13 protein-coding genes and 1 pseudogene are annotated in these 14,114 nt (G+C 68.1%); 3 read left to right on the plus strand and 11 right to left on the minus strand.

Going from position 1 to position 14,114, the window contains the following annotated elements; translation table 11 throughout:
* A pseudogene (locus DK459_RS30725) lies at positions 1 to 165 on the plus strand (IclR family transcriptional regulator); the annotation flags it as partial.
* A 50-nt stretch (positions 166 to 215) separates the two neighbouring features.
* On the opposite strand, the gene DK459_RS06015 reads toward DK459_RS30725, so the two are convergent.
* The 3 genes from DK459_RS06015 to DK459_RS06025 all read right to left on the minus strand — a co-directional run bounded on the left by DK459_RS06015 (position 216) and on the right by DK459_RS06025 (position 4,182).
* On the minus strand, positions 216 to 761 hold the full coding sequence (locus DK459_RS06015; protein ID WP_054497878.1) for a DUF934 domain-containing protein: 546 nt from the start codon (positions 759 to 761) through the stop codon (positions 216 to 218).
* Positions 754 to 2,493 (minus strand): nitrite/sulfite reductase, encoded by a 1,740-nt coding sequence (locus DK459_RS06020; protein ID WP_110134541.1) that lies wholly within the window; start codon positions 2,491 to 2,493, stop codon positions 754 to 756. The genes DK459_RS06015 and DK459_RS06020 overlap by 8 nt, the downstream gene beginning before the upstream one ends.
* Positions 2,494 to 2,652: 159 nt before the next feature.
* The gene (locus DK459_RS06025) at positions 2,653 to 4,182 is read right to left on the minus strand and encodes an MFS transporter (RefSeq protein WP_110134542.1); all 1,530 of its coding nucleotides are present in this window, start codon (positions 4,180 to 4,182) and stop codon (positions 2,653 to 2,655) included.
* Positions 4,183 to 4,306: 124 nt separating this feature from the next.
* Between DK459_RS06025 and DK459_RS06030 the strand changes: the two genes are divergently transcribed.
* A complete protein-coding gene (locus DK459_RS06030) occupies positions 4,307 to 5,170 on the plus strand; it encodes a LysR substrate-binding domain-containing protein (protein WP_110134543.1) in 864 nt (287 codons plus the stop codon).
* A 75-nt stretch (positions 5,171 to 5,245) separates the two neighbouring features.
* Here the strand turns inward: DK459_RS06030 and DK459_RS06035 are convergent, their stop codons facing one another.
* Both DK459_RS06035 and DK459_RS06040 read right to left on the minus strand, forming a co-directional pair.
* Positions 5,246 to 5,437: a DUF2970 domain-containing protein gene (locus DK459_RS06035; protein ID WP_006390012.1), complete on the minus strand. Its 192-nt coding sequence runs from the start codon at positions 5,435 to 5,437 to the stop codon at positions 5,246 to 5,248.
* An 86-nt stretch (positions 5,438 to 5,523) separates the two neighbouring features.
* Entirely contained in the window at positions 5,524 to 6,444 is a 921-nt protein-coding gene (locus DK459_RS06040) for a LysR family transcriptional regulator (RefSeq protein ID WP_053499701.1), read from the minus strand.
* Between the two features lie 320 nt (positions 6,445 to 6,764).
* On the opposite strand from DK459_RS06040, the gene DK459_RS06045 reads away from it, so the two are divergent.
* Positions 6,765 to 8,099, plus strand: a complete 1,335-nt coding sequence (locus tag DK459_RS06045) for a DUF3100 domain-containing protein (RefSeq protein ID WP_054448958.1) — start codon at positions 6,765 to 6,767, stop codon at positions 8,097 to 8,099.
* A gap of 162 nt (positions 8,100 to 8,261) precedes the next feature.
* On the opposite strand, the gene DK459_RS06050 is transcribed toward DK459_RS06045, so the two are convergent.
* The 6 genes from DK459_RS06050 to DK459_RS06075 all read right to left on the minus strand — a co-directional run bounded on the left by DK459_RS06050 (position 8,262) and on the right by DK459_RS06075 (position 14,052).
* Positions 8,262 to 8,843: a hypothetical protein gene (locus DK459_RS06050; RefSeq protein ID WP_110134544.1), complete on the minus strand. Its 582-nt coding sequence runs from the start codon at positions 8,841 to 8,843 to the stop codon at positions 8,262 to 8,264.
* A gap of 132 nt (positions 8,844 to 8,975) precedes the next feature.
* Complete coding sequence (locus tag DK459_RS06055) at positions 8,976 to 9,797, minus strand: class I SAM-dependent methyltransferase (RefSeq protein ID WP_110134545.1); 822 nt, start codon at positions 9,795 to 9,797, stop codon at positions 8,976 to 8,978.
* Between the two features lie 407 nt (positions 9,798 to 10,204).
* The gene (locus DK459_RS06060; protein ID WP_054482064.1) at positions 10,205 to 10,810 is read right to left on the minus strand and encodes a glutathione S-transferase; all 606 of its coding nucleotides are present in this window, start codon (positions 10,808 to 10,810) and stop codon (positions 10,205 to 10,207) included.
* 25 nt (positions 10,811 to 10,835) lie between these two features.
* The gene (locus DK459_RS06065) at positions 10,836 to 12,542 is read right to left on the minus strand and encodes an FAD-dependent oxidoreductase (protein WP_110134546.1); all 1,707 of its coding nucleotides are present in this window, start codon (positions 12,540 to 12,542) and stop codon (positions 10,836 to 10,838) included.
* Between the two features lie 5 nt (positions 12,543 to 12,547).
* On the minus strand, positions 12,548 to 13,288 hold the full coding sequence (locus DK459_RS06070; protein ID WP_049054130.1) for an SDR family NAD(P)-dependent oxidoreductase: 741 nt from the start codon (positions 13,286 to 13,288) through the stop codon (positions 12,548 to 12,550).
* Between the two features lie 8 nt (positions 13,289 to 13,296).
* Entirely contained in the window at positions 13,297 to 14,052 is a 756-nt protein-coding gene (locus DK459_RS06075) for an SDR family NAD(P)-dependent oxidoreductase (protein WP_006390020.1), read from the minus strand.
* Between the last annotated feature and the right edge of the window lie 62 nt (positions 14,053 to 14,114).

Genomic DNA, 14,114 nt, shown 5'->3' on the forward strand with positions numbered 1-14,114 from the left:
GCGGGCGGCTATCCGCGGCTGGCGGTCAGCGTCTCGAGCCTGATCGACCGCATGCAGGCGCCGCGCCAGCGCGCCATTGCCGAGTTGATCCGCACGCAGTTGGGGCAGGACGAGGTCAGGCGCCAGCGCTGGAGCTTGCCCGGCGTGGTCGACGAGGCGGATTGAACGATAAGGGTTCGGTCCGGCCTCGATGGCATCGAGGCCGGCTGCGCGTGTCAGGCCTGCGCCGGCGCGGGCGCGCGGTAGGTCTTCTGGTAGTGCACCGTGAAGGTCTTGAACGCGTCCAGCGCCTTGCGCGGGTCGTGGCCCGGCTTGACCAGGAAGCTGTCGAAGCCGACGCGCGCCTGGTAGTGGATGGTGTCGATCATCACGTCGCCGACCGCGCGCAGTTCGCCGGTCCATTGATAGCGGGTGCGCAGCAGTTGCGCCAGCGAATAGCCGCGGCCATCGGTGTAGACGGGGAAGTCCACCGCGATGAAGGCGATGCCGGCGGGATCGAGCGTGCCGTCGGCTTCCAGCAGGTCGCGCAGATCGGCGTCGGGTCCCAGCAGGACCGCGACCGGATGGCGATGGCGTCGCAGCGTGGCGCGCGAGGCCTTCCAGGTGGCCAGCGGCACGATCCAGCCGGGCTCGTCGGTCGGCACCTGGCCGTCGGCCGCCACCTCGGGATCGGGCACGAAGGGGCGGGCCGCGTCGCTTTCGAGTTGCCCGTTGCGGATCAGGTGCGGGCCGGGGGCGTCGTGGGCGTAGGGCTCAGACATGGGCGGCCTCCTGGGCTTGCGGTTTGGCGAAGGCCGGATCTGCGTACACGTCCTGCTTGAAGGGATCGATGCCGACGCGGTCCACCACGTCGATGAAGCGTTCCTCCTCGCTGTCGCGCAGGCCAAGGTAGGTGCGGATCAGGCGGTCGACCACGCCCGGCACCTGGTCGCGGGCGAACGAGGGCCCGATGATGCGGCCGATGGCGGCGCCGCCGCCCTTTGTGGATTCGATGTCGGGCAGCGGCTTGGCGGCGCCGTTCTGGCGGCCGCCGATGGTGACCTGGTACCACTCTTCGCCGGCCTTATCGACACCCAGGATGCCGATGTGGCCGACGTGGTGGTGGCCGCAGGAGTTGATGCAGCCGGAGATGTTCAGGTCCAGTTCGCCGATCTCGAACAGGTAGTCGAGGTTGTCGAACTGGCGCTGGATGGCCTCGGCCACGGGGATCGACACGGCATTGGCGAGCGCGCAGAAATCCCCGCCCGGACAGGCGATGATGTTGGTCAGCAGGCCGACGTTGGGCGTGGCCAGGTTCAGCGCTTCGAGCTTGCCCCACAACTCGTGCAGGCGCGCGCGGCGCACGTCGGCCAGGATCAGGTTCTGCTCGTGCGACACGCGCAGTTCGCCGAAGCCGTATTCATCGGCCAGCGCGGCCACCGCGTCCATCTGGTCGGCGGTGATGTCGCCCGGCGGCACGCCGGTGGCCTTGAGCGAGACGGTGACGGCGGCGTAGCCCGGCGTCTTGTGGGCGTGCACGTTGGTGCGGACCCAGCGCGCGAAGCGCTTGTCGGCGGCGGCCAGCGCCGCCGTGTTGTCGGTGTCGTTGGCCGCGGCCGGATCGTATTGCGGCCAGATGAAGCGCGCGGCGATGGTGTCGACGAATTCCTGCGTGATGGTGTCGGGGCCGCCCTTGATCAGCTGCCACTGTTCGTCCACCTGCTGCGCATAGACTTCCGGCGTCAGGTCCTTCACCAGGATCTTGATGCGCGCCTTGTACTTGTTGTCGCGGCGGCCATGCAGGTTGTAGACCCGCAGCGCGGCCTGCAGATAGGTCAGCAGGTCCTGCCATTCGACGAAGGGGTTGATCAGCTTGCCGACGATGGGCGTGCGGCCCATGCCGCCGCCGACCCAGACGCGGAAACCGAGCTTGCCGTCGCGCTCGACCGCCTGCAGGCCGATGTCGTGCACGCCGACCGCGGCGCGGTCCTGCACGGCGCCGCTGATCGCGATCTTGAACTTGCGCGGCAGGAACGCGAATTCGGGGTGCAGCGTGGACCACTGGCGGATGATCTCGCACCACACCAGCGGGTCGATCAGCTCGTCCGGCGCGACGCCGGCGAAGTGGTCGGTGGTGGTGTTGCGGATACAGTTGCCGCTGGTCTGGATGGCGTGCATCTGCACCGTGGCCAGTTCGGCCAGGATGTCCGGCACGTCTTCCAGCTTGGGCCAGTTGAACTGGATGTTCTGGCGCGTGCTGAAGTGGCCGTAGCCGCGGTCCCACTTGCGCGCGATGTGCGCCAGGGTGCGCAGCTGGCGCGAGGCCAGGATGCCATAGGGAATGGCCACCCGCAGCATCGGCGCGTGGCGCTGGATATACAGGCCGTTCTGCAGGCGCAGGACGCGGAATTCATCTTCGGTGAGCTGGCCATCGAGGAAGCGGCGCGTCTGGTCGGCGAACTGCGCCACGCGCTGCTCGACGAGCTGCTGGTCGACGGGGTCATACACGTACATGTCTACTGCCCTTGAGGTCTTCTCGGTCTGGTCCCCGCAAGCGTGGCCCGCCCTGGGCGGGGACTGGGGGATTCATAACCGTAACAGGCAGCCGCTTCGACCGTCTAAGTCATTCTGGTAATAAGCGTATGCCTGCGGCGCACGCCTGCGCGGGGGCCGTCAGTCGCCAGGGCCAGCTACGGTCCAGGGCCGCGCCTGGGCACCCCGGAAGGTGGCCAGGCTGGCCAGCGCCAGCAGGCCGACGGCCGCCGCGCCGTACAGCATCACGTCGCCGAACCCCTGCGTCAGCGCGGTCCGGGCCACGTCCGCGGGGATCGCGAGCCCGGCGCCATCGCCCAGGTTGCCCGCCGACAGGGCCTCGGCCATGGCGCGCAGCGTGGCATCGGCGGGCGCCTGGGGCCAATGGCGGCGCAAGGAAGACAGCACGCTTTCGACCAGCAGGAACCCCATCAAGGCGATATTGATCGACAGGCTGATCATGCGCACGCTGATGTCGATGCCCGAGGCCATGCCGGCGCGGTCGCCGGGCACCGCGCCCGTGGTGGTGTTGGTGACGGGCGTATTGATCAGGCCCAGGCCGGTGCCGGCCAGCAGGCAGCCGGGCAGCATCGTCAGCCAGCTGGCGTGCGCGACGCCGCTGCCCCATTTCATCAGCGCGAAGCCCAGGCAGATGGCGAACAGGCCGGCCGGGATCACCGTGTCGGGGCGGTAGCGCAGCGCCAGTTTCTCGCCCAGCGGCGGCGCCACCAGCGTCGGCAGGGTGTAGGCCAGCAGCGACAGGCCAGTGCCCAGGCCGCCGTAGCCCAGGCCGTTCTGGAAATACAGTGGCAGGTAGATCATGAAGGGCCAGAAGCTGAAGTTCATCGCGGCCGACGCCAGCAGCGCGCCGGAGAAGCGGCGGATGCGGAACACCGCGAAGTCGAACATCGGGTCGGCGCAGCGGCGTTCGGCGATCACGAAGACGACCAGCGCCAGGAGGGCCGCGCCCAGGCTGGCGAGGGTCGGCGCGCTGGTGAAGCCAGCCGCGGGACCCTGGGTAATGAACCAGGCCAGGCCGAACACCGCCAGCGACAGCGAGACGATGCCGGCCACGTCCAGCTTGCGCTGGCGCGGATCGCGCGATTCGTCCACGCCTTTCCACGCCAGGCCCAGTGCGATCAACGCCAGCGGGCCGTGCGCCAGGAACACCCATTGCCAGCTCGCTACCGCCACGATGGCCGAGCCGATGACGGGGCCGAATCCCAGGCCGACGCCGAAGGCGATGCCCCAGGCGCCAAAGGCCCGGCCGCGCGCGGCGCCGTCCTGGAAGCGGTGCGACAGCACCGCCACCTGGCAGATCAGCATGGCGCCGCCGGACAGGCCCTGCAACGCGCGGCCGGCGATCAGCACGCCGGTGTCCTGCGCCCAGCCGCAGACCAGCGAGGTCAGGCCGAACACCGCCAGGCTGGCCAGCAGCAGGCGCTTGCGGCCGTAGCGGTCGGCCAGCGTGCCCGCTGCCATCAGCACCGTGGTGCAGGCGATGGTGTAGGCGTTCATGATCCATTGCAGTTCCTGGAAGCCGCTGTGCAGCGCCTGTTCCAGCGTGGGCAGGATCACCGGCACGCTGGAGATCTCCAGGCCGAACATCAGGGCGGCCAGGCAGACGGCGGCCAGCGTAAAGCTATTTTTCTGCGCTATCGAAAGCGGCATCGGGATTCTCACGAGAGGTCGGCGGCGGGAATCCGCTGCGGGACCTCATTCTGGGAGCCTGTTAAAAATGATGGAAATGATTTAATTTCGTCGGATTCATCAATATTCATCATGAGTTGACGCCATGGACTTCGATACCGCCTTGTTGCGCACCTACGTCGCGGTCAAGGAAACCGGCGGATTCACCCGCGCCGCCGAACGGCTGCACCTGAGCCAGTCGGCCGTCAGCCACCAGATCCGGCGCCTGGAAGCGCAGGCCGGCACCGCGCTGCTGGTCCGCACCACCCGCAGCCTGGCGCTGACCGAGGACGGCGAGGACTTCCTGCGCTACGCCGAGCAGGTGCTGCGGGCCCAGGACGCGCTGGCGCGGCGTTTCCAGCGGTCATCGGTGGCGGGGGCGGTGCGCCTGGGCGTGCCCGAGAATTTCATGGGCGAACGCCTGCCATTGCTGCTGGCGCGGTTCGCGCGCGCCTTTCCGGCGGTGCGCCTGGACGTGGTGGTCGGCAGCTACCTGGACCTGCGCACCCAGGTCGAGGCGGATATGCTGGATCTGGCGGTGGTGATGGCGCTGCCCAGCGAACCCGAGCGCGGCGCGATGCTGCGGCGCACGCGCTTCGTGTGGGCGGCCGCGCATGCGTTCGACTTTTCCGGTGACGAGCCCATACCGCTGGCCTTCGCGCCGTCGCCCTGCGTGCATCGCCTGGTCGGCGTGGACGCGCTACAGGCGGCCGGCCTGGAATGGCGCGTGGCTTTCACCTCGCCCAGCCAGGAGGGCCTGCGCGCGGCCGTGCTGGCGGGGCTCGCCGTGACGGCGCTGCCGCAGGAAGACGTGCGGCCCGGCATGGATGTGATCGACGGCCGCTACGGCCTGCCGCCGTTGACCCATGCCGAATTCAGGCTGATTTCGCGCCAGGCGGAACAGCAGGCGCCGGCGGTGCGGGCGTTCGGGCAGTTGCTGACGGAAATGTCGGCGCTGGCGCTGCCCTAGCGTGCTGGCTCGCGGCTACGCCAGCACGCGATCCGCCCATTGACGCCATGGCGTCATTGCAGATCGCGCGGCGGTCTACAGCGCGGCGTTGACCGCCCAGCGCGCCACCAGCACCAGGATCACGACCAGGCAGGCGGCCATCAACAGGCCGGTGAGGATCAGCGGGGCGGGCTTGTTGTGGGCGATGTCGGCGTCGTAGCCGCGGCCGCGGCGCACGCCGAAAAAGCCCCACAGCACGGATTTGACCGTGCGCAGGAAGCTGAGCATCGGAAAGGTCTCCTGACAGGGGATGAGGCCAATGTAGCCGCCCCGGCGCGGGCGGGGCAGATGCAGATTCGCGCCAGGCGACCGTATCAGATGGCGTCGGCGGGCGTGCCGATGCCGCGCACGATGTGGTCCAGCAGTTCGCGCGCCGCCGGCGAGATGTGGCGGCCGGCGCGGCTGAGCACGTGCAGGCTGCCCTGGTTGAGAATGGGGTTGGCCAGCGGCAGGCTGGCCAGGCGCAGCGCGGCCATGTCGGCGGTGACAGCGATGGGCGGCGTCAGGGCGTAGCCGATGCCAGTGGCGGCGAATTGCCAAAGCGCCTTGAACGACGAGGTGGTCAGCACGTTGCGCAGCCGCACCTGCTCGCTGATCTCGGCGGCCTGGATGTGCTGGCGCACGCCGAAGCCTTCCTGCATCGCGGCGCCAGGGTAGTCGACCAGGTCGGTCAGTAGCAGCGGGCGCTGCAGGCGCGTCAGCGGATGCTCCTGGCGCACGATGGCGCGGATCGGCTCGGGGCGCGAATAGTGCGTGCGCAGCCGGGCATCGTTGGGCGGCTGGAACACCAGGCCGATGTAGGCCTGGTCATCGACGATGCGCTGCACGATTTCCGAGGTGCGGGCCACGTCGATGTCCAGCGTGACTTCCGGATGATTGCGCCAGTAGCCGGGCAGGACGCGGTCGAACATCAGCTCGACGAAGCCTTCGCCCAGCACCAGGTCGATGTGGCCGCGCTCCGCCTTGCGCAGGCTGTCGATCTCTGAGAAGAAGCTCTCCTGGATGTTCTGCTGGCGCTTCACGTAGCGCGCCAGGATGTGGCCGGCGTCGGTCGGCACCACGCCGCGGCCGCGCCGTTCGAACAGCGCCATGCCGCAGTCGCGCTCCAGCGCGGCGATGGCGCGGCTGACGGCGGACGGATCCATGTTCAGCACTTCGGCGGCGCCGCGCACCGAACCGCGGCTCATGACCTGCATGAAGTAATGGGTGCGGCGGGCGTCGAGTTTTTCGTCCATGGGGCGGCTCCGTGGCGCAAAGGCATCGGTTCGGTCTGCAACATATTGAGGGTTTACCCTTATATGTTGCCGGTTCTTGCAAAAAATTCCCTGCCCAGGGGCATCCGTTGCATTTTACGCAACACATTAGCCCAGGCGCTGTCATGGTTGGCGCGCCGGCCCCCGGGCGAAAATCGCCGCTGCCGCCCGCTCGCATCGCGAGCCGTCCCTACGGACCGCCCCGTGCACGCCGTCCCGCGCCAGCCGTTCAGCGGGGCTGGCCCGCCACGGACATGCCGATCGTGCCGCGCCATACCTACTCACGTACTCAGGGGAATCCGATGTCTCATGCCAGCGCCAGCCTGGCCATGCCCGCCATGTCGCTATCGAGCCGCATCCGCATGCTTGTCGCCATCTTGCTGGTGGTGCTCGTGTCCGAAGCGATCGGCAGCGTCACCTTCGCGGTGGGCCCGGGCAAGATCGTTCTGCAGCCCATGCTCTGGGCCATCTTCATCGGCGCGGTCGTGGCCGCCTTCGGCCAGCGCCTGCCGGCCAACGCGGGTATCGACACCGCCATGCAGACCCGCATCAGCGGCTACCTGCAATACGCGCTGCTGCCGTTCCTGGCCAAGCTGGGCCTGATGGTCGGCGGTTCGCTGCCGCAGGTGCGCGAGGCCGGCTGGGCCCTGGTGTTCCAGGAATTCGGCCACTTTTTCGGCACCATGGCCATCGGCCTGCCGCTGGCGCTGCTGCTGGGCATCAAGCGCGAAGCCATTGGCGCGACCTTCTCGGTGGGCCGCGAGCCCAGCCTGGCGATCATCGGCGAGCGCTACGGCATGAATTCGCCCGAAGGCCGCGGCGTGATGGCCGAGTACATCACCGGCACCGTGATCGGCGCGCTGTTCGTGGCGCTGATGGCCGGCTTCATCACCAGCCTGAACATCTTCGATCCGCGCTCGCTCGCCATGGGCGCCGGCGTGGGCTCGGGCAGCATGATGGCCGCGGGCGTGGGCGCGATCGCCTCGCAGCAGACGCCGGAAGTGGCGCACCAGGTGGCCGCGCTGGCCGCCGCCGCCAACCTGCTGACCACGGTGGTGGGCGTGTACTTCACGCTGTTCATCTCGCTGCCGACGACCATCTTCCTGTACGGCAAGCTGGAGCCGGTGCTGGGCCGCTTCTCGCGCGCCAAGGCCGAAACCGCCGCCGACACCACGGCCGCGACCGACGCGCCGTCGCACGCCGTGAAGATGGGCTTCGGCGATCGCCTGACGGCCTATGCCGTGTGCGGCCTGTTCGCCCTGGTCGGCAACCAGTTCGGCTACAAGGTGCCGATCCTGGACGCGCTGCCCGGCATGCTGATCATCATCGTGCTGGTCGTGATCGCCGACCTGCTGCTGCGCGTGGTGCCCAAGCTGCCCGCCGTGGCGGTGCTGTCGCTGATCGCCATGACCGTGGGTTGCCCCGGCGCGGTGCCGTACTCGGACCAGATCATTGCCGCGGTCAACAAGGTCAACTTCCTGCCGTTCACCACGGTGATCCTGGCGATGGCCGGCCTGTCGATCCTGAAGGACCTGCCGGCCTTCCGCAAGCTGGGCTGGAAGATCGTGGTGGTGTCGCTGGCGGCCAACGCCGGCACCTTCCTGGGCGCAACGATGATCGCCGAGTTCTTCCACTGATCGGACGTCGCCGTCCGCCAAGTGACAAGCCGCCCCTGTGGGCGGCTTTTTTCTTGCCTGGATCGGCGCAGCGGTGCACGTGAGCGTTATCCGAGGCGTTTATACCCAAGCCTTCGTGTCGCGAGCGGGGGGCCAGGCGCGGATTGCGCCTGCGCGGCTCAATCAGGTGCGCGCGTTGGGCCGGTAGCGGGCTTGGTCGGTCACGTTCTCGGTGGGGCCGATGTTCTCGACCTTGGGGATGCCCAGGCCCGCGGCCTTCAAGGCCACGGTGGTCTGCAGTTCCTGCACTTGCGGGTTGCCCATGGCCACGCGATAAGGCTGCAGCGGCGTCAGGCCTTCGATGGTGCCAAGGTCGTTGGCGCTGTCGGCGCGCAGCGCCACCGGGTCGGGGCGCGCCGAGAATTCATCGATGGCGCGGCGCAGGCGGGCATCGGCGTACAGGTCGCGCAGCTGGTCGACATTGATGGCGGCGGGCGCGGCGGCCGCGAGGGCGACCGCTTTGGATGGGGTGTTGGCGACGACGCGGCTGGTATCGGCGTCGTCGGCCTGTGGCGGGGCAGCGCGGGCGACGCGCTGGGCCTGCCAGGCGGCCTGCGCCTGGGCGCTGCGTTGCGCCTGGCGCGTGGCGGCGTTGCGGGCGGCCCATTCGGCTTCCCAGATGGGGCGTGTGTCGTCCAGCAGCGGGGTGCGCGCGGCATACGGCGGGGCGACGCGGGCGATGGGGGAGACGGCGGTCACGTTCATGCGTGGGCTCCCGGTGCAATGAGGTTACAGGTTGGTCTGGCCGGTATCTCGAAAGTTCAATATAGGCCGGGCCGCCGCCGCTGGTATTTCAATCTGTAAGAAAAGGAACCTGATTCGAATCAGCCTGTGCAGTCAAGCTGACTCTACGCCTGCCGAAGGACTTTTCTGGCTCACCAAAAAGAGATTCCGATTGAACAATGTCGGACGAGACAGGTTGGTTCGGAGCTGCGCTTTTTTTTCCGTCCAGAGGACGGGGTTATTCCGCAGTCTTCGTCGTGCTCTCCACATGGATTTGAGATTGAGCAGAACAATGATGGGAAGCAAAAATGGACTAAGCAGCAGGGAAGAGGTGCTCTTGTGTGTGGACAGTTCGCGAATATCAGTGAAACCGGCCACTCGATGTAGCGTGCGCAGGCGTTGGACGCCCGCCAGGAAGATGTGGCCGTAGTATGTCCGCGTTTGGGAGGCCCCGCCGGGCCCGGTATGCTCCATGCGCCAGGCGGATTCTTCGGCGGCATATGGTGTATCACGCAGCAGTTGGGACTCAAACACCAAGTTGGCCAATCTGCCGACCAAATTGGAAATATTGGGCGTCGTGATCACCAGCGTGCCGCCGGGCTTCAGCACACGGTGGAATTCCTGCAAGGCAAGCAATTGATTCGGCAGATGCTCGATGCCTTCCTGGCATACAACGATATCGATCGAGTCGTCTGGAAGAGGCAGGCGTTCGGCCAAATCCGCGAATTGGGCTTGGCCATCCAGTAGAAAACTCTCTGGAAATAGATCGTAGGCAAGTACGTCGGCCCCGGACTCGCGCAAAACGGCGGTTGCACGACCATCGCCGCACGGGATATCAAGAGCAACCTTTCCATGCAGTGTCGGCAGCGATTGGATGTATTGCTTGACCCAGGGATAGATGCCGCTGGTGGGAAACTTTGGAACAGGCTTGCTCATGAATCAGTGGTGCCACGCATACAGCAAAACGATTGATCTGGTTCAGCGGCGATGAGCGCATTGGTCCGTCGCGGCTTGATCAACATGGTTACCGATCGGGCATCGTGAAATCAATATGTATGACAGGGCTGAGTTCCATATTCGCCCTTCACTCGGTCTGATACTGATGGGTCATGCTGCAAGTGGGAAAGAATGCAGCAATAGGTTTCAATGAATCGAGTGTTGATCGCCCCGATATCTTTTTGAAAACTCGGATGATCGGATGAGGCTATTTCGCGATGAAAAAAAAGCCCCTGGCAAAAGCCAGGGGCGAGCGGCGGGCCCAAGAGGGCGCGCCGTACCGGGCGGCCGTTGCGCCGGGAGCCCGGCGGGTTCTCCAGGCTTGGCGGCCACCCAAACCGAGCGGGTCAGGCGTGCGGCAGCGTGGCCTGCATCGAGGGGCGCTGGTTGAACGCCTTGAACCAGGCGGCGACGGCGGGATGGCCGGCGCGCCAGTCGAAATCGGGATAGCGGAAGTCCAGGTAGCCCAGGGCGCAGCCGACGGTGATGGTGCCGATGTCGAGGCGGCCTTCCAGGCGGGCGGCGGTCTTCTCGAGCAGCGCCAGGCCGTCGCGCACCTTGCCCATCTGGCCTTCGTACCAGCCGTCCCAGCGCAGCGGCTCGGGGCGCAGCACGGTTTCGTAGCGCGCCAGCAGCGCGGCGCCCAGCATGCCGTCGCCCAGGGATTGTTCGGCCAGCGCGGCCCAGCGGGTGGCGCCAGTGGGGAACAGCGCGCCCTTGCCCTGGTCGTTCAGGTATTCGCAGATGACGCGGCTGTCGAACAGGCGCTGGCCGTCGTCGGTGATCAGCGTCGGCACCTGGCCCAGCGGATTGTCCGGGATGATGTTCTGGTCGCGGGCCACGGGGCCGGCGGCGCTGGGCAGTTTCTCGATGCGGTCGGCCAGGCCCAGTTCGTGGGCGATGACCATGCATTTGCGCACGAAGGGCGAGGCGGGCGAGAAGTAGATCTTCATGGGTGTCCTTGTCGGTGGTGGTGCGTCAGTGTTGGGCACGGGCCAGGTGTTGTCCAGCGACCCAGCCGAAAGTCAGGGCGGGTCCGAGCGTGATGCCGGGCGCCGGGTAGGCGCCGCCCATGACCGAATGCATGTCGTTGCCGGCCACGTAGAGGCCGGGAATCGGCTGGCCGGTGGCGTCCAGCGCCTGCGCGTTGCCATTGGCGGCGATGCCGCGGGCGGTGCCGATGTCGCCGGCATAGACCTTGACCGCGTAGTAGGGGCCGGTGCCGAGCGGGGCCAGGCAGGGGTTGGGCTGGTGCCCGGGGTCGCCCAAGTAGCGGTTGTAGGCGGTGCTCCCCTTGCCGAAGTCGGGGTCCAGGCCTTGCGCCGCGTATTCGTTGTAGCGCGCGACGGTCGCGTGCAGCGCATCGGGCGGCACGCCCAGTTTCTGCGCCAGCGCCTCCAGCGTTGCGCCTTGCAGCAGGTAGCCGGCATCGATGAGATGCTGGCGCGGCCGTCCGCCGGGCAGCGCCAGGCCCAGGCCCCAGGTATCGATGAAGCGCTGGTCGCACAGCAGGAAGGCTGGCATCGTCGGCACCTGCTCGTGGCTGCGGTACATGGCTTGCACGAAGGCGTGGTACGAAGTCGATTCGTTGACGAAGCGGCGGCCGGCGCCGTTGACGGCGATGAGGCCGGGCTTGGCGCGGTCCCACACCAGGTGCGGATAGTGCAGCCGCTTGCCGCCGGGTTGTTCCAGGATCGAGACCGGCGCCCAGAAGGCGGGGCTGGAATGGCCCTGGCCCAGCGCCGCGCCGGCGTCCTCGGCCAGGCGGATGCCGTCGCCGGTATTGTCGCGCGGCGCCATCGACCAGTCGTCGGTGGGGTGGGGGTAGGTCTGGCGGCGGCGCGTCGAATCCCACGGAAAGCCGCCGGTGGCCATGACCACGCCACGGCGGGCGCGGATGTTCATGCGCCGGCCTTCATGCTCGACGGTGGCGCCCAGCACCGCGCCGTCGGCATCGCGCAGCAGCGTCAGCGCCGGCGTGTTGAGCCAGTACGGCACCTTGCGCGCCAGCATGGCGTGGAACAGTTGGGCGGCCAGCGCGTTGCCCAGCAGCAGGCGGGTGCCGCGGTGGTAGCCGCGCAGGCGGTCGGCGCCATAGCGCAGCACCAGCTTCATGGCGTGGCGCCACGAGGCGAACGCGCGGGTGGCGCGCAGCAGGTGGCGCACGTCGGTGATGCTGACCATCATGCCGCCCAGCACCGTGAACTCCTTCAACGGATCGCGCAGCGTCTTGAAATGGCGGCCCAGCTTGCGGCCGTCGAATTCCACCGGATCGAGCGAGCGGCCGCCCATGGCGGCACCGGGCAGGTCGGGGTAGTAGTCGGGCGAGGCGGTGCGCGCGGCCACGCGCAGGAAGCCGCGCGCGACCAGGTCATCCATCATGCGCGGGCCGGCGTCCAGATAGGCGCGCTTCATCTCGTCGGAGGCCGCGGCGCCGACGGTTTCCTGCAGATAGGTCCAGACCTTGTCGAAGCTGTCCGGATGGCCGGCGGCCTCGGTCTGCGCGTTCAGCGGTATCCATAGCGCGCCGCCGGAAATGGCGGTCGAGCCGCCGATGCGGTCGGTCTTCTCGATGAGCAATACGTCCAGGCCCGCCACGCTGGCGGTCAGCGCGGCGCTCATGCCGCCCGCGCCCGAGCCGACCACGAGCGCGTCGACTTCCTTGTCCCACTTGATGCTGTCCATGCTGCCTATGCTCCCGACCCGCCCAGCGACTTGCCGCCGTCCACGAAAATCACCTGGCCGGTGATGAAGTCCATTTGCGGCGAGGCCAGGAACGACACCGCGTTGGCCACGTCTCGCGGCTGGCCGGCGCGGCCCGTGGGCTGCAGCGCCAACTGCGCCGCCAGGCGCTCGGGGCTCAGATTGCGCAGCAGCGGCGTGTCGATCAGCCCGGGGGCGATGGCGTTCACCAGGATGCCGCGTGGCGCCAGTTCCATGGCCGAGGCGCGGGTGTAACCCACCAGCGCGGCCTTCGAGGCCACGTAGTGCGGATGGTTGCGCGCGCCCAGGTAGGCGCGCGAGGCGATGTTGACGATCTTGCCGCCGGCGGCCATGTCGCGCGCGGCTTCCTGCGTCAGGGTGGCGACGGCCAGCAGGTTGACGTCGTACATGCGCCGGTAATCATCGCTGGTGACGTCGAAGAACTTGCGCTCATCGAACAGGCCGGCGTTGTTGACCAGCGCCGCCAGCGGCGCCAGTTCGCGCACCAGGGCGCGGGTGGCGTGTTCGTCGGCCAGGTCGACCGCGCGATAGTCCACGTCCAGGCCTTGCGCCCGCAGGGCCTGGGTTTCCTTGTCGGCCAGGGCCGCGTTGCGGTCGGCGATGACGACGCGAAAGCCGTCGCGCGCAAGCCGCTCGACGATCGCCAGGCCCATGCCGCTGGCGCCGCCGGTGACCAGCGCGGTGCCGAGGGAGTTGAGGGGTTCCATATCGATTCCTATACGGCCAGGTAGCCGCCGTCCACCGGCAGCACCACGCCATTGACGTAGCTGGCCATGTCCGAGGCCAGGAACAACACCGGGCCGACGATCTCGTCGGCGCGTCCGGCCCGCGCCATCGGCGCGCGCCGCATGTACCAGTCGGTGCCGTGGGCCTGGGCGCGCTGGCCGGCGGTCATCTCGGTTTCCATCAGGCCGGGGGCGACGGCGTTGACGCGCACCCCGTGCGGCGCCAGGTCGCGCGCCAGCACTTCGGTGAACGAGCGCACGCCGCCCTTGGAGACCACGTAGCCGGCGGTCGAGATGCCGCAGCCATAGGCCACGATCGAGCACAGGTTGACGATGGCGCCGCGGCGGGCCTTGAGCTGTTCGACGAAGGCGTGGGTGACGTTGAAGGTGCCCTGCAGGTTCACGTTCATCACGCGTTCCCAGATCTGCGGGGTCTGTGGATCGTCGAACGGCGCGCGCGCCGAGATGCCGGCGTTGTTGACCAGCACGTCGATGGCACCGTGGCGCGCTTCGCATTCGGCGGCGAAGGCGCGTACCGCCTCGGCGTCGGTCACGTCCAGCGCGGCGTCGATGGCGCGGCCGCCGGCGGCCGCGATGGCCTGGGCGCTGGCGCGGGCCAGGGCGGGATCGAGGTCGGCCACGATCACGGTGGCGCCTTCGCGCGCGAAGCCCTGCGCGATGGTGGCGCCCAGGCCGCGCCCGGCGCCGGTGACGAGGACCCGCTTGTCTTGCATCATCAGGGTCATGGTTCGCTCCTAGGGCCTGTTCACGCTAAAAGGAGCCTCGCACAGGCCGGTAATCGGCCACC

It is taken from the genome of Achromobacter sp. RW408 (genome assembly GCF_003184165.1).
In the GTDB taxonomy this organism is placed as follows: domain Bacteria; phylum Pseudomonadota; class Gammaproteobacteria; order Burkholderiales; family Burkholderiaceae_B; genus Achromobacter; species Achromobacter xylosoxidans.

Bases quoted from the DNA above. Each gene is read 5' to 3' on its own strand.
- DK459_RS06040 (WP_053499701.1), bottom strand. From the start codon at position 6,444: ATGGACGAAAAACTCGACGCCCGCCGCACCCATTACTTCATGCAGGTC.
- DK459_RS06025 (WP_110134542.1), bottom strand. From the start codon at position 4,182: ATGCCGCTTTCGATAGCGCAGAAAAATAGCTTTACGCTGGCCGCCGTC.
- DK459_RS06060 (WP_054482064.1), bottom strand. From the start codon at position 10,810: ATGAAGATCTACTTCTCGCCCGCCTCGCCCTTCGTGCGCAAATGCATG.
- DK459_RS06070 (WP_049054130.1), bottom strand. From the start codon at position 13,288: ATGGAACCCCTCAACTCCCTCGGCACCGCGCTGGTCACCGGCGGCGCC.
- DK459_RS06045 (WP_054448958.1), top strand. From the start codon at position 6,765: ATGTCTCATGCCAGCGCCAGCCTGGCCATGCCCGCCATGTCGCTATCG.
- DK459_RS06050 (WP_110134544.1), bottom strand. From the start codon at position 8,843: ATGAACGTGACCGCCGTCTCCCCCATCGCCCGCGTCGCCCCGCCGTAT.
- DK459_RS06065 (WP_110134546.1), bottom strand. From the start codon at position 12,542: ATGGACAGCATCAAGTGGGACAAGGAAGTCGACGCGCTCGTGGTCGGC.
- DK459_RS06075 (WP_006390020.1), bottom strand. From the start codon at position 14,052: ATGACCCTGATGATGCAAGACAAGCGGGTCCTCGTCACCGGCGCCGGG.
- DK459_RS06015 (WP_054497878.1), bottom strand. From the start codon at position 761: ATGTCTGAGCCCTACGCCCACGACGCCCCCGGCCCGCACCTGATCCGC.
- DK459_RS06035 (WP_006390012.1), bottom strand. From the start codon at position 5,437: ATGCTCAGCTTCCTGCGCACGGTCAAATCCGTGCTGTGGGGCTTTTTC.
- DK459_RS06055 (WP_110134545.1), bottom strand. From the start codon at position 9,797: ATGAGCAAGCCTGTTCCAAAGTTTCCCACCAGCGGCATCTATCCCTGG.
- DK459_RS06020 (WP_110134541.1), bottom strand. From the start codon at position 2,493: ATGTACGTGTATGACCCCGTCGACCAGCAGCTCGTCGAGCAGCGCGTG.
- DK459_RS06030 (WP_110134543.1), top strand. From the start codon at position 4,307: ATGGACTTCGATACCGCCTTGTTGCGCACCTACGTCGCGGTCAAGGAA.